The sequence below is a fragment of the Streptomyces sp. NPDC040610 genome (genome assembly GCF_055594065.1).
Genome location: NZ_JBVIXA010000002.1, coordinates 197,553 through 217,870 on the forward strand (window position 1 = coordinate 197,553; position 20,318 = coordinate 217,870).

A 20,318-nucleotide genomic window follows, 5' to 3' on the forward strand; every position below is an offset into this window, starting at 1 on the left:
GGACTGGAAGGAGGCAGGTGGAGATGGCGTCGCTCGCGGAGCTGCTTCGGGAGTTCAAGGAGCGGTCCGGGCTCAGCTATGGGGTGCTGGCCAAGCGACTTCACATGAGTACGTCCACGTTGCACCGGTACTGCAACGGGGACGCGGTGCCCACCGACTTCGGGCCGGTGGAACGGTTCGCCCGCCTCTGCGGGGCGACGCCGGAGGAGCTGGTGGAGGTCCATCGGCGGTGGATCCTGGCGGACGCGGATCGGGGACGGAAGACGGAGCAACCCGCTTCCGGCACCTCGGCACCCGCGCCGAAGCGGGAACCGGAGCCGAAGCAGCAGCCGATGGCGGAACCTGCACCGAAGGGGAAACCTGAGCCCGCCCCGCAACGGCAGCCACAGGCCGAACCCGAGCCGGAGCCCGAACCCGTCTCAGGCCCACACCCCGTGCCCGCCGCATCGCCACTCTCCCCCTCCCGCAGGCGCCGGACCCTCATCCTCGCGGCCTCCGTCGCCGCGGTCCTCGGCATCGGCTCCGTCGCCCTCGCCATGAACGGCGGCGACGACGGCGACCAGCACAAGCGGAGCACCGGCCCCACCGCCCCGCGGGACCCGGGCGCCTCGCTGTCCGACCGATCCGGCGAGAACAACGGCGAGGACTCCGATGCACCGCTGGCAGCCCGCACCAAGCCGTTCGTGTACGAGGACGACTGCGTGCACAGCTTCCTGGTGAACCGCAAGCCGGCCGAGGTGCCCCGGCCGCCCGTCGAGCAGGACGCGCCGGGCTGGGTGGGTGACCTCGGCGCTGTCACGGCCGGTGACCAGTACGTCGAGGTCACCGTGCAGGGCATGGGCAAGGAAACGGTCGTCCTGCAGGACATGAACGTCCGGGTGCAGAGCACGGGCGCGCCGCTGGGCTGGAACAACTTCCAGATGGGGTCGGGCTGCGGCGGCAAGGCGCCCAGCAAGTCCTTCGCCGTCGACCTCGACGACGCGGCGCCGCGCGTCACGACCAGGGCGGGCCAGCGCGACTTCCCGTACAAGGTCAGCGAGAACGACCCCGAGGTGTTCCACATCAAGGCGAGCACCGAACTGCACGACGTGCGCTGGTACTTGGAACTGGAGTGGTCCAGCGGCAACCGGCACAGCACGCTGCTCATCGACGACCAGGGCAAGCCGTTCCGCACCAGCAGCAAGGCGGGGCGCCCCTCGTACAGCTGGTGGGGCGCCTCGAAGTGGGAGCGGGAGGGAGCGCTGGGCGGCTGAGTCTTCGTGAGCCGCGGTGGGTGAGGGCCTCAGGGAGCCGGCCCGGGCCGCGGCCCCGGCCGGTCCCGCGCTGCTCCTGGCCGCTGAGGCCGGAGCCGAGGGGTTGTCGCCGAGGCCGAAGTCTCCACTCGGTCAGGTCGCATCGGGCCCGCGCCCGTTGCGTCCCGATGTGACGCACGTCCCTCGACCCCGGGTACAACCTCCATCTGCGCCTGCCAGTCCTCCATAGGTCCAGGCCAATACGCCCACCCTCAGGAGAGATCCCCCGCATGACCTCGCGCATCACCCCCGTACGTCTGACGGCCGCCACAGCGGTGACCGCCGCCCTGACGGCCGGGCTCCTCGCCGTCCCCGCGACGGCGACGGCCGCCCCGGCGCCGTCCCGGCTGAGCGGCGACTTCGACGGCGACGGCTACCGGGACGTCGCCGTCGCCGCTCCGGCTGCCGCCGTCGGCGGCAAGAAGTGGGCCGGTCAGGTCGTCGTCACGTACGGCACCGGCCAGGGCCTGGACTCGACGGCGCGGCGGTCCGTCATCAGTCAGGATTCTCCCGGAGTCCCGGGTGCGGCGGAGAAGAACGACGAGTTCGGCAGCCGGCTCGCCGTCGCGGACCTCAACGGTGACGGCTACAGCGACCTCGCCGTGTCCGCGCCCAAGGAGAAGGTGGGACGGAAGGAGGACGCCGGAGCGCTGGTGATCGTGTGGGGCTCCCGCAAGGGCCTGTCGGGTGCGACCACGGTGAAGAACCCGCAGCCCCTCTGGGGGAGTTGCTTCGGCATCGGTCTGGCCGCCGCCGACTTCACCGGCGACGGCAAGCCGGACCTGGCCGTGGCCGCCCAGAGCGACACGGGCCGCAACGCGTACCGGATCCGCCTGATCCGGGGCCCGTTCACCCAGCAGGGCCGCACCGGCAAGGTCACCACCTACCAGGCCCCGCTGGAGAGGCCCGGGCTCACCGCGGGGCACGTCAACGGCGACAAGAAGGCCGACCTGATCGTCACCGGCCTCCAGACCGGCAAGGACGTCCTGGGCGCCGCCGTCTTCTACAAGGGCACCGCGTCCGGCCTGGCCAAGGGCGCCAAGCTGCGCGCGGGCACGACGGCCGCCGTCGGCGACCTCGACGGCGACGGCTACGGCGACATCGCCCTCGGCAACCCCGACGAGCCGGACGTCGAGCCGTCCGGGTCCAAGGGCGGAGAGATCAGCGTCGTCTACGGGACGAAGTCGGGGCCGAGCAAGACCCGTCGTAAGACCCTCACGCAGTCCAGCGCGGGGGTGCCCGGCGCGTCGGCGACCGGGGACGGCTTCGGCTCGGCCGTCGCGATCGGTGACTTCGACGGCGACCGCCGCGCGGACCTGGCGGTCGGCGTGCCCGGCAAGACGTACGGCGAGGACCCCTACCTCTACGGCGCGGGTGGCGTGGTCTACCTGCGCGGTTCGGCGTCCGGCCTGACGACGGCGGGCGCGACGGCCGTTCACCAGGACAGCGCGGGCGTGCCCGGTAAGCGGGAGGCCGACAACACCTTCGGCGAGGCGCTGCTCGCCACCGACGTGAACGGAGACGGCCGCGCCGACCTCACGATCGCCTCGTCCCAGGCGAACGCCGAGGCGGGCGCGCTCTGGCACCTGCCGGGCGCACGGGGCTCCGTCCCCTACTCCACGACGGCCTCGACGGGTTTCGGGCCGGGGCAGCTCGGCCTGTCCAAGAAGTACTCCGCGTTCGGCACCATGCTCGCGGGCTGAGGCACCCCACCACGCGCCCACACGCCGGCTTCCACGCCGGGCGAACCCGTTACCCGCCCGGCGTGGGGCGAGCGCACAACACCCTTCAGGCAGCGTGCCGGAGACCTCGGCCAGGAATACGGGGGATGTCGAGGATCGGGCCTATCGCGCGCGTATCGAAAAGCGCATACCTCACCGCAACAGTCTCCCGCCTTCCATGGAGGCACGGACCACAGCGGTCTCTGCCGAGGGCGTGATGCCCCGGCTCCGGAAAGTGGTCGCAAGAGGAGCGTGTCATGCCATCTGGGAATGGTCGTCTGCCGCTGAGGAGCGCCGGTTTGGCCGCCGGTGCCGTCATGCTGATGACGGCCCATACCGGGCCTGCCACCGCCGCCCCGCCTCAGGTCGGGAACGTACAGAAGGCGATGGAGGAGCTGGCCAGGATTCCTGGGGTCGTGGGGGTCGTCGGCGGGGCCTACGTCGACGGGAGAACCGTCGGGCTGGGCAGCGCGGGCTCCCGGTTGCGGGGTGGCCAGGGCGGGAGGATACCCGCGAACGCCCGCTTCCCGATCTGGTCACAGACCAAGCAGATGGTGGCCACCGTGGTGCTCCAGCTGGTCGCGGAGGGCGAGTTGGGCGTGGACGACAAGCTCGGCGACCTGCTGCCGGTGGTGGTGGAGAAGGACCTGGTGACGCGGGCCGACGAGATCACGGTACGTCAGATGCTCCGGCACACCTCCGGCATTCCCGACTGGTGGGCCGGGAAGCCGAACCCGGACGGGAGCGAGGGGGACCCTTCGTTCGACGTCTTCGACTTCACGACCCACTATCGGCCGCTGGATCTGGTGAAGTGGAGCCGTGATCGGCCCCGGACCGGGGAGCCGGGCGAGAAGTGGTTCTACTCCAACACCAACTACACCCTCCTGGGCCTGATCATCGAGAGGTTGACCGGCCATGACCTGGCCACCGAGCTGCACACGCGCCTGTTCGGCCCGCTCGGGATGACCAAGACCTACCTCAGGGGCAAGCCGCCGGAGGGCATCAAGGGGCCGCACGGCCACGGCTACTACCCCGACGCCGACGGCACGCTGCGCGACGTGGACCGGTTCAACGCCAGCCTCACCGGCGCGGGGGCGGGAGGGGTGGTCTCCACCGCGCACGACGTGAGCGCCTTCAACCGGGCGTTCACCCAGGGCAAACTGCTGCCGCCGGAACTCCAGCGCATCCTGACCGACCGGCCATCCGATTCCCCACGGCCTCAGGGCAAAAGCCACCGTCGTTGCGGCGACGACTTCTCCATCACGGGCGGGCTGGCCCCCGGTTCCGTCGCCATGACCTTCTACTCGGCGGACGGCCGCCGCCAGTTCGCGGTGTCGTTCACTCTGAGCGTCAAGCCCAGCGCCGTGGAGCTTGACGTGGGCAAAGCCGTGGAGGCCGTCTTCTGCCCCTCCCCGTCGGCAGCTGCTCCCGCCTCCTCGGTCCACGTCGGCGGATGAAGGCGAGGGCGTCCGGTTCCGGGGGACGCCGCCCGCCAGTCGCCCGACCCAACGCCCTAGTCCAACGGCCTCAGGAAGCGCCGCTCGTACCGGCGGATGCACCCGGTGCGCCGCGCCAGCTCGATGGCCTCCTGGCACTCGGGGTCGCTCGCGCTGTCCGTGCGGTACTGCTCGTACGCGGCGAAGCTCGGGAAGGAGAACAGTGCGTACGCGATGTCGCTGTCGCCTTCGCTGGGCAGGAAGTAGCCGTGGTGCGTGCCGCCGAACCGGTTCACGAGGACGACCCAGCGGCGGCCGTACTCCTCGAAGTCCGCTATGCGCTCGGGGTCGATCTCGTACTTCAGGTGAATGCTGATCATGCGACGACATGATGCCCGAGCGATCGCGCGGGGCACAGCGGGAATCGGTACGCGGGCGACTGGGTGTGCGGACAGCTCGGTGCGGCGGACGACTCCGTGCGGCGGAACTCATCGGTCGCGGCCCTCCCGGACACCGCCCCCGGTGTGGGATGGTCCAGACCTGACCGGAATCGCACGCCGACGACGGCCCGCCGTGGCGGCCGCGACCCCTGTCCAACGCGAGGCATCACGTACACCTTCACGCGATGCACACATTATCGGCCTCGATATCCGGCTATCGGTCAATTCACTACGGAATATGCGCTTCTCGTTGCCCTCGCCCGCAGGTCTGGACCAGTCTTCCTTCAGCCATCGGGGCGCGGACCCCGATGGCCCTGCCGAAGAGGGAGGGCTCACCGTCATGCCCCTGCGCAAGCTGTTCGCCACCGCGGCCGCCGCCGCGGCCATCGCCGGTGTCGGAGTGATGGCCGCTCCGGCGGCCCAGGCCGACACGGTCTCGACCGCTACCGTCGGTCCGACCGCGTGGATTCCCTGGGGTACGTACGCGGATCTGGCCAGTTGCCACCACGCGGGCCAGTGGGCGGTCCAGAACGCCGGAGCGTCCAACTACACCTGCTCCCAGACCGCGCCCGACCAGTACGCGCTGTACATCTACCGCGTCTGACGCCCCCGCACGAACAGCGCCAAGCGCCCGCGGCCGTCCCCCGGCCGCGGGTGCCCCCGCTACTCCTGCGGCTCCGACCGCGGGGCCGTCGGCTCCTCGGTGACAATCCGGGTGAAGCCGTGGGACTCGGTCATGCGGCCGTCGGGCGTGAAGGTGTAGAACGCCATGACCTCCGTGGCGACCCGCTTCCTGCGTGTCGCCGCGTGGATGGTGAGGCGTGCCGCGATCCGGTCGCCGTCCGCGATGGCCTCGTGCACCTCGAAGCGGGCCTCGTCGTCCGCGGCCAGGTTCTTGCGTACGGGGCGGATATGGGCGAGGAGCCTGTCCCAGTCGAGCCGGATGCCGTCGCTGATCATCACGATGTCGGGCGCGTAGAAGCGGGCCATCGCCGGGGCCGGGTCGTGGTCGCCCCGTACGACCTGCTCGTGGAACGTGGTGAAGAAGTCGGCGATGAACTGCTCGGGCGCGCTCTGGGCCAGCGGCTTCATGGTGCGCTCCCCTCCAGGCGCGGCGCAGTGGGGCGGTCCGCGTAGCACCGCCCCACTAACTCTTACAGCCTGTAAGATATGGAGTAGCCGACAATTTTGACAAGGTGTAAGAGTTGAGCACTCCTCCGCGGCGTCGCGCCGACGCCGAACGCAGCCGTGCCGCCGTCCTCGACGCGGCCGTCCAACTCCTCGGCGAGCGCCCCGACGCGGGCATGGCCGCCGTCGCGACGGCGGCGGGGGTCACCCGGCAGACCGTCTACGCCCACTTCTCCTCGCGGGACGACCTGCTCACGGCCGTTGTCGACCGCGTGACGGAGCGGGTGGCGGAGGCGATGGACGCCGCGGGCGCCGACGAGGGCCCGGCACCGGAAGCGCTCCTTCGGCTGCTCGACGCGGCCTGGCGCGCCGCCGAGACGTACCCGGCACTCGTCCGGCTCGGAGCCCGCCCGGCACCGCCCGAGGAGGACCGGGCCCGCCACCGGCCGATCGCCGACCGCATCGCGCGCGTCCTGCGACGCGGCCGTGACAGCGGGGAGTTCGACCCGCGCCCCGCACTCTCCTGGCAGGTGGCGGCCGTGATCGCACTCAGCCATGCCACGGGAGAGGAGATCCGGACCGGCCGTATGCCCGCCGACGACGCCACGGCCGCCCTCCGCTCGGGGCTGCCGCGCCTCCTCGCACCGGACGCCCCCGGGGAATCCTGACGCCGCCCCCGCCGCCCGGACGCACGGCGCCTCCGCGTTGCGCCCGCACGCCCGACGCGACAAGGTCGAAGCATCGGCTGAGACCTACCAGGAGGGCAGGCGCATGCCCATCGCAACGGTGAATCCGGCGACCGGCGAGACCGAGCGGACCTTCGAACCGCTCGGGGCCGAGGAGGTCGAGGAGCGCCTCGCCCGGGCGGCGGCGACCTTCGAGCGCTATCGCACCACCCCCTTCGCCGACCGCGCCGCCCTCCTGCACCGGGCCGCCGACCTCCTCGACGAGGACACGGACGCCGTCGCGCGCACCATCACCACGGAGATGGGCAAGCCGCTGGCGGCCGCCCGCGCGGAGGCCGGGAAGTGCACCAAGGCCATGCGCTGGTACGCCGACCACGCCGAGGGACTGCTGGCCGACGAACACCCCGACGACGGGGACGTGCGCGACTCCGGTGCGGGCAAGGTGTTCGTGCGGTACCGGCCGGTCGGTGTCGTCCTCGCCGTGATGCCGTGGAACTTCCCGCTCTGGCAGGTGGTGCGGTTCGCCGCGCCCGCCCTGATGGCGGGCAACGTCGGGCTGCTCAAGCACGCCTCGAACGTGCCGCAGACCGCCCTGTACCTGGCGGACCTCTTCCGCCGCGCGGGCTTCGACGAGGGGTGCTTCCAGACGCTGCTCATCGGGTCCGGTGCCGTCGAGGGCGTCCTGCGCGACCCGCGCGTGGCCGCCGCCACGCTCACCGGCAGTGAGGGCGCGGGGCGGGCGGTCGCCGCCGTCGCCGGGGACGAGATCAAGAAGACCGTCCTGGAGCTGGGCGGCAGCGATCCGTTCGTCGTGATGCCGTCGGCCGACGTGGCGGCGGCCGCGCGCACCGCCGTCACGGCGCGGGTGCAGAACGCGGGCCAGTCGTGCATCGCCGCCAAGCGGTTCATCGTGCACACCGAGGTGTACGACGCCTTCCTCGACCGGTTCAGCGCGGGCATGCGGGAGCTGACCGTCGGCGACCCGATGGCCGAGGGCACCGACGTGGGCCCGCTCTCCGGCGCGCAGGGCAGGGCCGACCTGGAGGAACTGGTCGAGGACGCCGTGCGCCGGGGCGCCGTCACGCACTGCGGCGGACAGCGGCCCAAGGGGCTCGACGAGCGGCTGAGCGAGGGCTTCTTCTACGAGCCGACGGTCCTGTCCGGCATCACGCCTGACATGCGTATCCACCGCGAGGAGACCTTCGGGCCCGTGGCCACCGTCTACCGGGTCGCGGACCTGGACGAGGCGGTCTCCGTCGCCAACGACACGTCCTTCGGGCTGAGTTCCAACGCGTGGACCGACGACCCGGCCGAGCAGGAGCGTTTCGTACGCGACCTGCAGGCGGGCGGCGTGTTCTTCAACGGTATGACCGCCTCGCACCCGGCGTTCCCGTTCGGCGGCGTCAGGCGTTCCGGGTACGGCCGCGAGCTGTCCGGCCACGGCATCAAGGAGTTCTGCAACGCCACCACGGTGTGGTTCGGCGCCTGAGGCGCGCGGCGGTCGGGAGGTGACGCGCATGGAGCCCGTCGAGGCGCTGAGCCGGATCGCCTTCCTCCTCGAACGCGCCCAGTCGCCCACCTACCGGGTGCGGGCCTTCCGCACCGCCGCGGCCGCGGTCGCCGCCCTCTCGCCGGACGAGCTGGCCGAACGGGTGCGGACGGGAACCCTCGAGGCGCTGAAGGGCGTCGGCCCGAAGACGGGTCAGGTGGTACGGGAGGCGCTGCGCGGCGAAGTGCCCGCGTATCTGGCCGACTTGGAGGAGGCCTCGCGAAAGCCGCTGGTGTCCGACGGCGGCACGCGGCTGCGTTCCCTGCTGCGCGGCGACTGCCATCTGCACTCCGACTGGTCCGACGGCGGCAGCGGCATCGAGGAGATGGGCCGGACCGCCGCCGCGCTCGGCCACGAGTGGGCCGTGCTCACCGACCACTCGCCACGCCTGACGATCGCGCGGGGGCTCTCCCCGGACCGGCTGCGCGAGCAACTGCGCGTCGTGGCCGAACTCAACGCCAAGTGGGCGCCGTTCCGGCTGCTCACCGGCATCGAGTGCGACATCCTGCCGGACGGCACGCTCGACCAGGAGCCCGAACTCCTCGCCCGGCTCGACGTCGTGGTCGTCTCCGTCCACTCCAAGCTCCGCATGGACGCGCCAGCGATGACCCGCCGCATGCTGAAGGCCGTACGCGACCCGCACGCCGACATCCTCGGCCACTGCACCGGCCGTCTCCTCGGCGAGCGGGGCCGACCGGAGTCGGCCTTCGACGCCGACGCGGTGTTCGCCGCCTGCGCCGAGGCCGGGACGGCCGTGGAGATCAACAGCAGGCCCGAGCGCAAGGACCCGCCGAGGCGACTCCTGCGCCGGGCGGTCGCCGCGGGCACCCTGTTCGCCGTCGACACCGACGCCCACGCTCCCGGCCAGCTCGACTGGCAGATCATCGGGTGCGCCCGGGCCGAGGAGTGCGAGGTGCCGGCCGAGCGCGTGGTCACGGCGTGGGGTGTCGACGAGCTGCTGGCGTGGACGGGTGGGGCCGCGCCGGAATGAACCTCGGCAGCGTCGGAGAGCGGGGCGCCGGTGTTGTTGCCGGTGTTGTCGAGGAGCGCCGGAGGCTCAGCCGGTGGCCAGGGTGCGGCCGAGGAGCGGGAGCAGCCGGTCCCAGTGGTGCTGCAGCGCGGCGGGGTTGAAGGCCGAGGTGTCGGCCATGGTGAATCCGTGGACGGTGTCGGGGTAGATCTCGGTGGTGTAGCCGACACCCGCGGTGTCCAGGGCCTGGTTGAGCTCGCTCAGGGCCTCGGGCGTCATGTCGCCCTCGGCGAGGCCGAGATGGACTTCGGCGGTGAGCTCGGGGATGCGGCGGTGCGGGCTGTCGGGCGCGTCGGTGACCAGGGCTCCGGGGTGGAATCCGGCGACGGCGGCCACCCGGCCGGGGTGGGCCGTCGCGGTGCGCATCGCCAGGACGGCGCCCAGGCAGTAGCCCAGCGCGCCGACCGGCCCCGGGCTCACCTCGGGCTGATCGGTGAGGAACGCGAGGTAGGCGTCCGCGTCCCGCAGGACCCGTTCGGTGGTGTGCGCCTCGACCAGGGGTATCAGCTGGGCGAAGAGCCCGGGGCGGTTCTCTTCGCCGATGTGCTCGGGGAGTTCGACGACCGGTGTCGGGCCATGCCGGTAGTAGACGTTGGGGACGAGCACGTAGTAGCCGTGCCCGGCCAGTTCGCGGGCCATGTCCTCCAGGACGGGCCGCAGGCCGAACGCGTCCATGTACAGCAGCACACCCGGGTGCCGCTCGCCGTCGTCGGGGAACGCGGCGAAGGCGTCGGCCTGTCCGTCCGGGGTGGGAATCCGCAGTGTCTTAGTGGGCATGGCCACGAACCTAGCAGCGGTGATCAACTCGACCGCGACCAGGAAGGGTCACGCACCACGCGAGCCGCCTGCGTCCACGGCGCCGGGCGACTGGGCCGCGGCCCACCGCACGGAAATCGGGGCCGACCGCCGCCGCGACGACACGTATCCCCCACGGGCCCGCGCCCGACCTGTCGGGATCCCGTCGGTCGAGCGCGCCGGGCTCACCCCTCGGCCGCGTCGTCCGACGCCCGATGAGGGCCGGGGCGGACATGCGCCCGTACCCCTTGCAGGCCGAACAGGACGAGCAGTTCGACCGCGCCGCCGTCCGCGCTGCCCAGCCAGTGCGGCATGGCCGTGTCGAACTCGGCCGCCTCGCCGGGCGGGAGCGTCAGGTCACGCTCGCCGAGCACCAGGCGCAGGCGGCCGCTGAGCACGTACAGCCATTCGTAGCCCTCGTGGGTCTGCGGGGTCGGTTCGAGGGGTTCCGGTCGGGCGGGGATGATCATTTTGAAGGCGTGCACTCCACCCGGGCGCCGGGACAGCGGAAGGAAGACCATCCCGAAGCGCTGGATCGGCTTCAGGTGGATCCGCGGGTCGCCCGTGCGCGGGGCGCCGACCAGGTCGTCCAGCGGCACGTCGTAGATCCGGGCCAGCGGCAGCAGCAACTCCAGGCTCGCCCGGCGCTGCCCGCTCTCCAGCCGGGACATGGTGCTCTCCGACACCCCCGTCGCCGCCGCCAGGTCGGCGAGCGTGATGCCGCGCTCGCGCCGCAGTGCCCGCAGCCGCGGTCCCACCGCGTCGAGTACGTCTTCCGTTCCACGGTCCACCAGACCATCTTGCCGGAACCGCAAGATTGCGTGCCAGGTCCCGCGGAGCCTGCCGACACTGAGCGCATCCCGACACAAGGAGCCTCGATGAGCACCAACGAAGCGGTCACGTTCTGGGAAGACGTCTACGGGGGCCGACAGCCGGCCACCGACCCGCGGCCGAACCAGCGGCTCGCCGAAATCGTCCCGGGCTTTCCGCCCGGTGATGTGCTGGACCTGGGATGCGGCGACGGCGGCGACGCGCTGTGGCTCGCCCGCCAGGGGTGGCGGGTCACCGCCGTCGACATCTCGGCCGTGGCGGTCGAGCGGCTCGCCGGCCTCGCCCGCGCGCGCGGCCTCGGCAACCGGGTCGTCACCGCGCGGCACGACCTGCAGGAGTCCTTCCCGCCGGGCACGTACGACCTGGTCTCCGTCCACTACCTCCAGACCCCCTTCGCCCTGGACCGGGCGACGGCCCTGCGGAAGGCCGCCCACGCGCTGCGCCCGGGCGGACGGCTGCTGGTCGTCGACCACGGCTCGGCCGCGCCGTGGTCGTGGAACCAGGACCCCGACACGCACTACGCGACCCCGCAGGAAGTCGCCGCGGGGATCGGCTTGGACCCGGCGACGTGGAGGGTCGAGCGGGCCGACGCGCCCCGCAGGACCGCGACCGGCCCGGACGGGCGCACCGCCGAGGTCACCGACCATGTCCTGCTCATCCGCCGCACGGCCTGACTTTGCGCTGCCAGACGTCCTGCTCACCCGCCGCACCGCCTGACCTGACGCCGCCGCACGTCCTTCTCACCCGGTACACCGCCTGACATGGCGACGCCGCGGGTCCTACTCATCCGCCGCACCGCCTGACCCGCGCGTCGCCGATTCGCCTGACCCGGCGTCGCCCGCCGACCACCCCGGCGCCGACGCCCCCGCCCGCCAAGCCGACCACCCCCGCTCTCCCAAAGGACCCCACCATGCCCACCACCTCCCCCCGCGCCCGCCGCAACGACACCCCTCCGCCCCGCACCGGCAGCAGCGAGGCCGACGTCCTGCGGGGCTTCCTCGACTACCTGCGGGCCTCGGTGGCCGCGAAGGTCGAGGGTGCTCCCGAACCGCAGGTCCGTACGGCCGGAGTGCCGTCGGGCACGAACCTGCTGGGCCTGCTCCAGCACCTCACGTCCGTCGAGCGTGCGATCTTCCTCGGGGACCAGGTCAGCGACTGGCAGGCGACGTTCCGCGCCGCGCCGACGGACAGCGTGGCCGACGTCGTCGCCCGGTACCGGGAGGCGGTCGCGCGCGCCGACGCGGTGCTCGACGCATGCGCCGACCTCAGCGCACCGCTCCCCCGCCCACGGCCGGGAAAGCCCGCCCCCAGCGTCCGCTGGGCCCTCACCCACATGATCGAGGAGACCGGCCGCCACGCGGGCCACGCCGACATCCTCCGTGAACTGATCGACGGCGCGACCGGTCGCTGACTCCCTCGCAGACGCGGGGGCCGGGCCTCGGCGCACGGTGCGCCGCCGAGGCCGGGGACCCGCGCGGGCGCCCCGAGGAACGCGGCCGGACCCCGCCCGTATCGGTGGGCCGTCTCGCACGTTGGCCGGGTGACCTTGTCGGTCCCGCGAGACGAGAGACGAGAACACAGCACGATGCGCGCTCATCCCCGCAGGCGTCCGGTCGGACGGACCCTGCTCCTGTTCGCCGCCCTGGCCCTCCCCCTGACCCTCGGTCAGGCACCCGCCCCCGCCGCGGCCCCTGCTCCCCCGCCCGCCGCGGGACCCGCCGTCGCCCCCGTCCTCGACCAGGACTTCGCCGACCCGGACATCCTCAAGGCGGGCCGCACCTACCACGCGTACGCCACCCATGGCACCACGCAGAACATTCAGCACGCCACGTCCACCGACCTCACGCACTGGAAGGCCGACAGCGGCGACATGCTGCCGGTGCTCGGCGCCTGGGCGCTGCCCAAGCGCGATCTGGTGTGGGCTCCGGAGGTGTACGACAACGGCGGCGGCTACACGATGCACTACACCGCGCGGGACCGCGCGAGCGACAAACAGTGCGTCGGGGTGGCGCTGTCCGACTCGCCGGACGGGCCGTTCCGGCCGGTCGGCGACGGGCCACTGATCTGTCCCGCGGCACAGGGCGGGGCGATCGACGCCTCCAGTCACACCGAGGGCGGGCAGCGGTACGTGCTGTGGAAGAACGACGGCAACTGCTGCGGCCTCGACACCTGGCTGTACCTCCAGCCCACTTCGTGGGACGGCACCCGCGTCACCGGGGAGCCGGTTCCACTGGTCAAGCGGGACCAGGACTGGGAGGGCCCGCTCGTGGAGGCACCCACGCTCGTGCGGCGCGGCGGCCGCCATGTGCTGTTCTACTCGGCGCACTTCTACCGCGGCGACCAGTACCTGACCGCGTACGCGGTGGCGGAGAAGCTGACCGGCCCGTATGTGAAGCCGTCCGGCCCGCTCATGACGACGGGCGGCTTCGCGGGCGCCGTCCGAGGGCCCGGCGGCCAAGACGTGGTGACCGGGCGGGACGGCCGTGACCGCATCGTCTTCCACGGCTGGAACACCGACTACACGCAGCGGGCGATGTACGTCGCCGGGCTGAGCTTCGAGGGCGGCCGACCGGTCGTGGGCGGCATCGAGGTGCCGTGAGCACACGCTGCGCGTGCGGTCCGACGGCATGCGCCGGTGACGGTTCGGCCGCCGCGGACGTCGACCGGCGCGGTCACCTCCACAGGTGAGCGGTCACCCGCAGAGGTGAATCGCCGGGCCGGTGAACCGAGTTCGCGGGGGTCGGCGGGCCCGCACCACCGCGCCCCGCTTGCTTCCGGCATCTCGGGATAAATACATTCCCGACCTGCTGGGACGCGCCCGTCCCGGCACAGGAAACAGCGGGGGCGGGACGCCGTCGCCGGCCATCCAGGGGGCTGTTCTCGATGACCGACCACGGCGGACGCGAACACCCCCCGGCCCCCACAGGACGCGAGCACCCCGCCGCGGCACGGCGGTTGGGCGGGGCGCTGCGGGCGCTGCAGCAGCGTTCGGGGCGTACGTTGCGGAGCCTGGAGGAGCAGGTACGGATCAGCGACTCGTCGCTCTCCCGCTACTTCCGGGGCGACACCGTGCCGCCCTGGCCGGTGGTCCGTGACGTGTGCAGGGCGCTGGGCGGCGACCCCACCGAGTTCCGGGCGCTGTGGGAGGCGGCCGATCGCAGCCGACCCGAACCACCGCCCGCTCCTTCACCCGAGGCTGACGCTCCGTCAGCCCCCGCTCCCGGCCGGATCGCCGCGGTGCGGGTCCGCCTCACCGGCCGCTGGGCGTTCGCGACGGCGGGCGCCGTGGCCGGGCTGCTCACCGGGGTCGTCGTCGCCGTGCTGACGCTCCAGTCCACGCCCTCGGGTCCCGCCGCCGGTACCGGCGCGTCCACCGGTTCGTCCGGACAGGCCCCGGCCGCGGAGGGCAGCGTGCGGGCCGAGGAGGCCTCGGCCGACGCCCCGAAGCCGGTGGAGGCGACGCGGATCCTCGTCAGCCGGGCCACGGGCAACTGCCTGGACGACAGCCTCGACAAGGGCCTGCGTTCCTACGCGTGCAACGGGATGCCGTACCAGTGGTGGACCGTCAACCGGTCCACCGACGGCGGGCGTCAGCTCCGCAACCACGCCACGGGGAAGTGCCTCGACGACGGCGGGAAGGGGCTGCGTACGGTGCCGTGCGGCGCCACGCCGTCCCAGCGGTGGCTGTTCGTCGCGGGAGCCGACGAGGCGGTGGGGGTGCGGAACACGGTCACGGGCAGGTGCCTGGCCGACCACAGCCGTCCGGGGCTGCGGGCGTTGCGCTGCGCGTCCACACGGCACCAGAAGTGGGCGTGACCGGCGCCGCCCGCGCCACCGGCCGCCGCCGCTCGCGCCGGGCCGCGGGTGGCGGCGCCGGAGCACACGCGGAGGGGGACGGACCGGTCAGGGAGGCGCCGACTGCCCTTACATGTACCTCTACACGCACCGAACGAGCGGTTTGCGGAAGGGGCTCTTCCGGGGGCGTCGCGGACGGTGGACGCTCGCCGGGAAGGCCGCCGTCCGCCTCTTCTCGCGGAGCGGCGGCGCGGAAGGCCTCACTGGGAAAACACTGAGGCCCGACCCCCGAGGAGCGACATCACCATGGCCCCACACAGGAGGACCGTCCGGAGCGTGCTCGCCGCATGCGCCGCGGTGGCGCTGGCGACCGCCCTGCCCACCAGCGCCCAGGCCGCCACCGGCAAGTTCTACTACACCGGCACGGACGGATCCAACAATCTGATCATCAACCCCACCAGCGGCCTCTGCCTCAATCTCACCAGGACCTCACTCGGCGTCGACAACCAAACCGACACCAAGGCCACGGTGTACGAGGGCACCGGCGCGCTCCGCTGCCAGGGCGCCAAGGAGGTCGTACCGGCGGGGACAGGGGTGACCTGGGGGACCTTCCGGGCCAACACGGTGTGGTTCGGGACCGGGGCGCCGTAGACGCCCGCCTTCACGCCGAACTGCCGCCGCGTGCGGAGGCGTTGACGACGGCGGGCGCCGCGCCGGGCCCCCGGGGTCGCACGAGCGCCGAGAGCATGACCGCGCCTGCCGCCACCGCGGCCGCGTACACCACGGCCGAGACGGCGAGGCCCTCCGGCAGCGTCGTACCGGCGGGCCGCGCGATGGCGACGTACGACGTGAACAGCAGCCTCCACGCGCTCCACGCGAAGAGCGAACCCGACCCCAGCCAGCCCAGGGTCAAGGGGATCCAGCACGGCAGCCGGGCCGGTCGACCGCGACTGACCGCCCATGTGGCGGCCGCGGCCGTGAGCGCCCAGAGTCCCCAGAGCCCCGTCAGCAGGCGCCCGTCGGCGTGCTGCCGCGCCGGGTGCGCGATACCGGCCGTGCCGCCGAGCGCCCAGTAGACCCACACCACGCCGATGACTGTCGCGGCGCCGACAGCCCCCGGCGCACCCCGTCGACCGGCCGGGCCGAAGCCACCGACCCGACCGGCGAAGGCGTCCGGCCAACGCCGCCCGAGGTAGGCGGGCAGGGCGAGAGCCAGGCCGAGCCCCATGCCCACGAAGCTGAACTGGATCAGCCCGGCCTCCCAGCCGGGCATGGCCGGACCGTCGTCCCCATGGCGCTCGGGCGCGCCGTCCGACAGACCCAGCACGGAGTCCAGTACGGCATACGGCAGCACGGGGACGAGGAATCCCGTGCCGACCCACGCGACGGACACGACAAGCGGCGCCGGTATGCGCAGGCCCCAGGGCCGGACGAGGGCGAGGGCCGTGCCGATCCCGATGCCCGCCATGGCGACGGTCACGGTGTTGAGCACGACCCAACCGGCCGTGCTGAACGAGTCGTCGACCGGCAGCAGCCCCGCCATCGCGCCGACCACCCAGGAGATCTTGATCACCGCATAGGGCGTGATCGCGAGCGCCGCCCCGTACGCCGCAAGGCGCCCCGCCCGGTCCAACCGATCCATCGAGGGTTCCCCTTCACTTCCCGCCGAGAACCCTCACCCTCGCGGGCGGCCCCGCCCGTCGCGTCACCCAGCGGGGCTGTCCCTCTCCCCCGCACGGCGGAGGCGGGATGAACCGAGTGTGCATGGACGTGACGGGGCAGGGCCAGAGTCAGGGTCAGGGGGCCTTGCCGGGGCTTCGGGGGGTGCGGGGCACTCCGATGTCGTCCAGGAATTCGGTGTAGGCGCACAGCCGGGCGGTGTAGTCGCGGATCAGGGCGACGCACTCGTCCAGGTCCCGCACCGCCACCTCGGGCAGTTCCCGCAGCAGCTCCCAGGGTCCGTCGTCGTCGCCGGGGCGCAGCGCGTCGACGCCCGCCTCCCCCGCCACGACGAACACCTCGTCGCGCAGGTCCACCGACACCGACACGCGGGCCTCGCGGCGGTCACCGCGCCGTTCCTCGCCCACCAGGTCGAACGAGACTCCGACGGAGACATAGGCATGGACCGCGGGCGGCAGGATCCCGCCGTAGCGCGGCGTGACGGCGCCCTGGTGGGCGAGGAACCGGTCGTATCCGTAGGACTGGAAGTCGCGCACCGCTTCGTTGAGCGCTGCCATCAGTAGGGCCGCACCCGCGGCTGCGGCATCCATGGCCACAGGATAGGACGGGCCTTCCCTGTTTTTGCAGGCCTGTTTTGCAGGCCCCGCTCTTACAGGGCTATCCATTCGCGAGAAGTGGTGACTTCGTCGAGGACGTCGGGCAGCGGTACGACGCCGAGGCCGGGGCCGGTGGGGACGTCCAGGTGGCCGTCGGCGAGGACGAAGGGCTGCGTGATGTCGGTGGCGAAGTAGCGGTGGGAGCCGGAGGTGTCGCCGGGGAGGGTGAAGCCGGGCAGGGCGGCGAGGGCGACGTTGGCGGCGCGGCCGATGCCGGTCTCCAGCATGCCGCCGCACCAGACGGGGATGCCGTGGGCGCTGGCGATGTCGTGGATGCGGCGGGCCTCGAGATAGCCGCCGACCCGGGCGGGCTTGATGTTGATGACGGAGCAGGCGCCGAGCGAGATGGCCGCGGCCGCGTGTGCGGCGGACTCGATGGACTCGTCCAGGCAGACCGGGGTGCCGAGCTGCTTGGCGAGCGCGGCGTGCTGCACCATGTCGTCGTTGGCCAGGGGCTGTTCGATGAGCAGCAGGCCGAAGTTGTCGAGCTCGGTCAGGTGCTGGGCGTCCGCCAGGGTGTAGGCGGCGTTCGCGTCGACCTGCAGGAGCAGCTCGTCGCCGAAGCGCTCGCGCACGGCGCGTACGGGCTCGACGTCCCAGCCGGGTTCGATCTTCAGCTTGATCCGGACGTAGCCCTCGGCGATGTAGGCCTCGACGGCGTCGAGGAGTTCGGGGACGGAGTCCATGATGCCGACGGAGACCCCGCACGGAACCCGGTCCTTGGCGGCACCCAGATAGGAGCCGAACGACTCGCCAGCGCCGCGGAGTTGGGCGTCCAGCAGGGCCGTCTCCAGCGCGGACTTCGCCATCCGGTGCCCGGTGAAGGGGTCCAGGATCCGTCCCACGGCCTGCACGTCCACGCCGTCCTTCGGCAGGGCGGGGATCAGGAACTCCCGCAGGACGTGCTGGGCGCCGTCGACGTACTCGGAGCAGTAGCGCGGCTCGGACATGGCCGCGCACTCGGCCCAGCCCTCGCCGTCGGCGGTGACGACGCGGACCAGCAGCACATCGCGGCTGGTCTCCACGCCGAAGGAGGTACGGAACGGAGCGACGAGGGGCATCGCGATCCGGCGCAGCTCGACACCGGAGATCTTTGTCTTCATGGCGGGTGGCTCCCTTTCAGGCGGGGTCAGGAACGTTCGAGCAGGGTCAGTGATCAGGAACGGGGTGGGGTGCGCCGGACCACGTAGCGGCGGCGTTCGTGGAAGCCCACGACGTGGGCGCCTTCGGCGAGGAGGCCGCCCAGGGTGTGCCGTACGGCCAGGCGCCAGGCACGGGCGGCGCCGGGATCCGTGTGGCGCAGGGCCTCTATGTCGTCCGGGAGGTCGATGAGGACGGTGTCGGCGTCGGTCGGGCCGGTCTCCGGGCGGCCTTCGTGGTCGCGCAGAGCGTGGGCGGCGCCGACGGGCAACTCGATCGCGTCCGGCGGGGCGGGCGCGGTGAGGTCCCAGGCGGCGAGGACGCGGTCGGACTCGTCGCCGCCGTTGATGGCGTCGTCCATCGCGCCGTAGAAGGAGGTCAGGTACTCCTCCGGGCGGGCGCCGAGTTTGACGAGGTTGAAGTAGGCGTTGCGGCGGATGAGCGGGTCGTAGGTCCAGGTGATGCGCGTCAGTCGGCGGGCGAGGGCCCACTGCCGCTGGTGCTTCTTCAGGGCGAGGCCCACACCGCGGCCCATGACGGCACCGGTGATGTGCGAGTGCAGGCTGGCGCCTATGGGCACGCCGAAGAAGGCGACGGACGCCCCGACGAGACGGCCCTCCTCGTACGCCCCGGCCACGTAGTTGCCCGCGTGGGAGAGGGCCCGCATGGCCTCGGCCGAGAGGGGTGAGTGGCCGGGTTCGCTGCCCCAGATGTCGGCGTAGAGGAGGCTGACCGCTTCGAAGTCGTCCATGGCGTGGAGTTCTCGGATGGTCGGTCCGTTCACGCCGGTCGGCTCGTTCAGGAGCGTCGACGCGCTCGGGAGGGGCGAGGCGTTCGCGAGGGCCGAGGCGTCCGGGACGCGTGATCCGGTCATCGCACCGCTCCGACGAGATGGGCCAGGAGCCGCGCGCGGTCCGGCATGGTGGCGGTGAGCACGTGTTCGTGGTCGGCGTGCGCGCCGTCGCCGACCGCGCCGAGTCCGTCGAGCGTGGGGCATCCGGCCCCGGCGGTGTAGTTTCCGTCGGAGGCCCCGCCGACCGCGGTCTGCGACAGCGGGCCGAGGCCGAGCCATACGGCTTCCTCGGCGGCCAGGGCGAACAGTTTCCGGGACGCTTCGGCGGCCAGGGGCGGTCGGTTGGGGCCGCCGTCGATCTGCAGACGGGCGGCGGGGTTCCGCGGCTCCAGGTTCTTGATGAGCCGGTCGACCGCTTCCTGCGCCGCCTCGTCGGGTACGCGGACGTCCACGCTCAGCTCGGCCCGCGCGGGCACGGTGTTGCTCGCGCTTCCGGCCCGCATCACCGTGGGCGTCACGGTGGTGCCGGGGCCGGTGGAGGCGGTGACGGTGTCGGCGATGCCCTGCAGGGTGAGGAGTTGATGGGCGAGTTCGGTGGCCGCGTTGACTCCCTTCTCCGGTTCGAGGCCGGAGTGGGCGGCGCGGCCATGGACGGTGATGTCGTAGAGGGACACGCCCTTGCGGCTGGTCTTCAGCGCGCCGCCGGGTGCCGAGGCCTCCAGGACGAAGGTGGCCGTGCACTGGCGCGCGATGTCCTCGATGAGCCGGCGGGAGGTGGCCGAGCCGGTCTCCTCGTCCCCGGTGACGAGGACGCAGAGGCCGTCGAGTGAGGGCAGCGAGGCGAGGGCGTGGAACATCTGGACCAGTCCGGCCTTCATGTCGAAGACCCCGGGGCCGCGGGCGACGCCCTGCTCCACCGACCAGGGGTGGGTGGCGAGGGAGCCCATGGGCCAGACCGTGTCGTGGTGGCCGAGGAGCAGGACGCGCGGTGTGCCGAAGGTCCAGCGCACATGGGTGACGCCGTCGGTGACCAGGGTGCGGGGCGAGGCGCCGAGCAGTCGGCGCCCTTGGGCGGCGACCACCTGGGCGCTGCGGGCCACGGCGGCGTGGTCGGCCGAGTAGGACTCGCAGGTGACGAGTTCTTCGAGGTCGGCGAGCATGGCGTCGAGGCTCGGCGCCGGGCTCGCCTGGCGGTGCGGCTGCCGGGCCCCCCGGACGTCCGGCTGCGGGATCGCCCGTCGACCCGGCTGTGGCTCCGGCTGCGCGGAGGGGCTTGCGTCGTCGTGTGGCACGGGTGAGTCCTCCAGGGTGGGTTGGCCACCACGCCGACCGTGCGGCGGGATCCG

Annotated in this window: 21 protein-coding genes; 12 read left to right on the forward strand and 9 right to left on the reverse strand. The window is 72.6% G+C overall.

Going from position 1 to position 20,318, the window contains the following annotated elements; genetic code table 11:
* Positions 1–23: 23 nt before the first annotated feature.
* The 3 genes from ACZ6AA_RS07820 to ACZ6AA_RS07830 all read left to right on the forward strand — a co-directional run bounded on the left by ACZ6AA_RS07820 (position 24) and on the right by ACZ6AA_RS07830 (position 4,470).
* Positions 24–1,253 (forward strand): helix-turn-helix domain-containing protein, encoded by a 1,230-nt coding sequence (locus ACZ6AA_RS07820; protein WP_471456834.1) that lies wholly within the window; start codon positions 24–26, stop codon positions 1,251–1,253.
* A gap of 269 nt (positions 1,254–1,522) precedes the next feature.
* Positions 1,523–2,995, forward strand: a complete 1,473-nt coding sequence (locus tag ACZ6AA_RS07825; RefSeq protein WP_471456836.1) for an FG-GAP and VCBS repeat-containing protein — start codon at positions 1,523–1,525, stop codon at positions 2,993–2,995.
* A 341-nt stretch (positions 2,996–3,336) separates the two neighbouring features.
* A complete protein-coding gene (locus ACZ6AA_RS07830) occupies positions 3,337–4,470 on the forward strand; it encodes a serine hydrolase domain-containing protein (protein WP_471456838.1) in 1,134 nt (377 codons plus the stop codon).
* Positions 4,471–4,526: 56 nt separating this feature from the next.
* Here ACZ6AA_RS07830 and ACZ6AA_RS07835 read toward each other — a convergent pair whose 3' ends face one another.
* Positions 4,527–4,829, reverse strand: coding sequence for an NIPSNAP family protein (locus ACZ6AA_RS07835; protein ID WP_468457747.1), 303 nt, complete (start codon positions 4,827–4,829; stop codon positions 4,527–4,529).
* A gap of 400 nt (positions 4,830–5,229) precedes the next feature.
* On the opposite strand from ACZ6AA_RS07835, the gene ACZ6AA_RS07840 reads away from it, so the two are divergent.
* Positions 5,230–5,493 carry a hypothetical protein gene (locus ACZ6AA_RS07840; RefSeq protein ID WP_471456840.1) on the forward strand — a complete coding sequence of 88 codons (264 nt, stop codon included), beginning with the start codon at positions 5,230–5,232 and terminating at the stop codon, positions 5,491–5,493.
* Positions 5,494–5,552: 59 nt separating this feature from the next.
* On the opposite strand, the gene ACZ6AA_RS07845 is transcribed toward ACZ6AA_RS07840, so the two are convergent.
* Positions 5,553–5,981, reverse strand: coding sequence for a nuclear transport factor 2 family protein (locus ACZ6AA_RS07845; protein ID WP_471456842.1), 429 nt, complete (start codon positions 5,979–5,981; stop codon positions 5,553–5,555).
* Between the two features lie 113 nt (positions 5,982–6,094).
* Here ACZ6AA_RS07845 and ACZ6AA_RS07850 point away from each other — a divergent pair, with 113 nt between their 5' ends.
* From ACZ6AA_RS07850 to ACZ6AA_RS07860, 3 genes are all read left to right on the forward strand, one after another.
* Entirely contained in the window at positions 6,095–6,685 is a 591-nt protein-coding gene (locus ACZ6AA_RS07850; RefSeq protein WP_471456844.1) for a TetR/AcrR family transcriptional regulator, read from the forward strand.
* A gap of 103 nt (positions 6,686–6,788) precedes the next feature.
* Complete coding sequence (locus tag ACZ6AA_RS07855) at positions 6,789–8,192, forward strand: NADP-dependent succinic semialdehyde dehydrogenase (RefSeq protein ID WP_471456846.1); 1,404 nt, start codon at positions 6,789–6,791, stop codon at positions 8,190–8,192.
* A 28-nt stretch (positions 8,193–8,220) separates the two neighbouring features.
* Positions 8,221–9,243, forward strand: coding sequence for a PHP domain-containing protein (locus ACZ6AA_RS07860; protein ID WP_468457738.1), 1,023 nt, complete (start codon positions 8,221–8,223; stop codon positions 9,241–9,243).
* 66 nt (positions 9,244–9,309) lie between these two features.
* Here ACZ6AA_RS07860 and ACZ6AA_RS07865 read toward each other — a convergent pair whose 3' ends face one another.
* Together ACZ6AA_RS07865 and ACZ6AA_RS07870 are read right to left on the reverse strand one after the other, a co-directional pair.
* Positions 9,310–10,059 (reverse strand): dienelactone hydrolase family protein, encoded by a 750-nt coding sequence (locus ACZ6AA_RS07865; protein WP_468482443.1) that lies wholly within the window; start codon positions 10,057–10,059, stop codon positions 9,310–9,312.
* A 203-nt stretch (positions 10,060–10,262) separates the two neighbouring features.
* Complete coding sequence (locus ACZ6AA_RS07870) at positions 10,263–10,868, reverse strand: helix-turn-helix domain-containing protein (RefSeq protein WP_471456848.1); 606 nt, start codon at positions 10,866–10,868, stop codon at positions 10,263–10,265.
* 87 nt (positions 10,869–10,955) lie between these two features.
* On the opposite strand from ACZ6AA_RS07870, the gene ACZ6AA_RS07875 reads away from it, so the two are divergent.
* The 5 genes from ACZ6AA_RS07875 (at position 10,956) to ACZ6AA_RS07895 (ending at position 15,354) form a co-directional block, all read left to right on the forward strand.
* On the forward strand, positions 10,956–11,582 hold the full coding sequence (locus ACZ6AA_RS07875; RefSeq protein WP_471456850.1) for a class I SAM-dependent methyltransferase: 627 nt from the start codon (positions 10,956–10,958) through the stop codon (positions 11,580–11,582).
* Between the two features lie 236 nt (positions 11,583–11,818).
* On the forward strand, positions 11,819–12,319 hold the full coding sequence (locus ACZ6AA_RS07880; RefSeq protein WP_471456852.1) for a DinB family protein: 501 nt from the start codon (positions 11,819–11,821) through the stop codon (positions 12,317–12,319).
* A 174-nt stretch (positions 12,320–12,493) separates the two neighbouring features.
* Positions 12,494–13,507, forward strand: a complete 1,014-nt coding sequence (locus ACZ6AA_RS07885) for a glycoside hydrolase family 43 protein (RefSeq protein ID WP_471456854.1) — start codon at positions 12,494–12,496, stop codon at positions 13,505–13,507.
* 284 nt (positions 13,508–13,791) lie between these two features.
* Positions 13,792–14,724, forward strand: a complete 933-nt coding sequence (locus tag ACZ6AA_RS07890) for a helix-turn-helix domain-containing protein (protein WP_471456856.1) — start codon at positions 13,792–13,794, stop codon at positions 14,722–14,724.
* A gap of 285 nt (positions 14,725–15,009) precedes the next feature.
* Positions 15,010–15,354 (forward strand): hypothetical protein, encoded by a 345-nt coding sequence (locus ACZ6AA_RS07895; protein ID WP_468457724.1) that lies wholly within the window; start codon positions 15,010–15,012, stop codon positions 15,352–15,354.
* 10 nt (positions 15,355–15,364) lie between these two features.
* Here the strand turns inward: ACZ6AA_RS07895 and ACZ6AA_RS07900 are convergent, their stop codons facing one another.
* The 5 genes from ACZ6AA_RS07900 to ACZ6AA_RS07920 form a co-directional block, all read right to left on the reverse strand.
* Positions 15,365–16,345 (reverse strand): hypothetical protein, encoded by a 981-nt coding sequence (locus ACZ6AA_RS07900; RefSeq protein WP_471456858.1) that lies wholly within the window; start codon positions 16,343–16,345, stop codon positions 15,365–15,367.
* Positions 16,346–16,499: 154 nt separating this feature from the next.
* Positions 16,500–16,973: a hypothetical protein gene (locus ACZ6AA_RS07905; RefSeq protein WP_468457720.1), complete on the reverse strand. Its 474-nt coding sequence runs from the start codon at positions 16,971–16,973 to the stop codon at positions 16,500–16,502.
* A 59-nt stretch (positions 16,974–17,032) separates the two neighbouring features.
* The gene (gene menC, locus ACZ6AA_RS07910; protein WP_468457718.1) at positions 17,033–18,142 is read right to left on the reverse strand and encodes an o-succinylbenzoate synthase; all 1,110 of its coding nucleotides are present in this window, start codon (positions 18,140–18,142) and stop codon (positions 17,033–17,035) included.
* A gap of 53 nt (positions 18,143–18,195) precedes the next feature.
* The gene (locus ACZ6AA_RS07915) at positions 18,196–18,930 is read right to left on the reverse strand and encodes a GNAT family N-acetyltransferase (protein WP_468482486.1); all 735 of its coding nucleotides are present in this window, start codon (positions 18,928–18,930) and stop codon (positions 18,196–18,198) included.
* A gap of 119 nt (positions 18,931–19,049) precedes the next feature.
* Positions 19,050–20,132, reverse strand: coding sequence for a M20 family metallopeptidase (locus tag ACZ6AA_RS07920; protein WP_468458076.1), 1,083 nt, complete (start codon positions 20,130–20,132; stop codon positions 19,050–19,052).
* Between the last annotated feature and the right edge of the window lie 186 nt (positions 20,133–20,318).

Coding starts and splice junctions, on each gene's coding strand:
- ACZ6AA_RS07820 (WP_471456834.1), top strand. CDS start 24: ATGGCGTCGCTCGCGGAGCTGCTTCGGGAGTTCAAGGAGCGGTCCGGG.
- ACZ6AA_RS07825 (WP_471456836.1), top strand. CDS start 1,523: ATGACCTCGCGCATCACCCCCGTACGTCTGACGGCCGCCACAGCGGTG.
- ACZ6AA_RS07830 (WP_471456838.1), top strand. CDS start 3,337: ATGACGGCCCATACCGGGCCTGCCACCGCCGCCCCGCCTCAGGTCGGG.
- ACZ6AA_RS07835 (WP_468457747.1), bottom strand. CDS start 4,829: ATGATCAGCATTCACCTGAAGTACGAGATCGACCCCGAGCGCATAGCG.
- ACZ6AA_RS07840 (WP_471456840.1), top strand. CDS start 5,230: ATGCCCCTGCGCAAGCTGTTCGCCACCGCGGCCGCCGCCGCGGCCATC.
- ACZ6AA_RS07845 (WP_471456842.1), bottom strand. CDS start 5,981: ATGAAGCCGCTGGCCCAGAGCGCGCCCGAGCAGTTCATCGCCGACTTC.
- ACZ6AA_RS07855 (WP_471456846.1), top strand. CDS start 6,789: ATGCCCATCGCAACGGTGAATCCGGCGACCGGCGAGACCGAGCGGACC.
- ACZ6AA_RS07860 (WP_468457738.1), top strand. CDS start 8,221: ATGGAGCCCGTCGAGGCGCTGAGCCGGATCGCCTTCCTCCTCGAACGC.
- ACZ6AA_RS07865 (WP_468482443.1), bottom strand. CDS start 10,059: ATGCCCACTAAGACACTGCGGATTCCCACCCCGGACGGACAGGCCGAC.
- ACZ6AA_RS07875 (WP_471456850.1), top strand. CDS start 10,956: ATGAGCACCAACGAAGCGGTCACGTTCTGGGAAGACGTCTACGGGGGC.
- ACZ6AA_RS07880 (WP_471456852.1), top strand. CDS start 11,819: ATGCCCACCACCTCCCCCCGCGCCCGCCGCAACGACACCCCTCCGCCC.
- ACZ6AA_RS07885 (WP_471456854.1), top strand. CDS start 12,494: ATGCGCGCTCATCCCCGCAGGCGTCCGGTCGGACGGACCCTGCTCCTG.
- ACZ6AA_RS07890 (WP_471456856.1), top strand. CDS start 13,792: ATGACCGACCACGGCGGACGCGAACACCCCCCGGCCCCCACAGGACGC.
- ACZ6AA_RS07895 (WP_468457724.1), top strand. CDS start 15,010: ATGGCCCCACACAGGAGGACCGTCCGGAGCGTGCTCGCCGCATGCGCC.
- ACZ6AA_RS07900 (WP_471456858.1), bottom strand. CDS start 16,345: ATGGATCGGTTGGACCGGGCGGGGCGCCTTGCGGCGTACGGGGCGGCG.
- ACZ6AA_RS07905 (WP_468457720.1), bottom strand. CDS start 16,973: ATGGATGCCGCAGCCGCGGGTGCGGCCCTACTGATGGCAGCGCTCAAC.
- menC (WP_468457718.1), bottom strand. CDS start 18,142: ATGAAGACAAAGATCTCCGGTGTCGAGCTGCGCCGGATCGCGATGCCC.
- ACZ6AA_RS07915 (WP_468482486.1), bottom strand. CDS start 18,930: ATGGACGACTTCGAAGCGGTCAGCCTCCTCTACGCCGACATCTGGGGC.
- ACZ6AA_RS07920 (WP_468458076.1), bottom strand. CDS start 20,132: ATGCTCGCCGACCTCGAAGAACTCGTCACCTGCGAGTCCTACTCGGCC.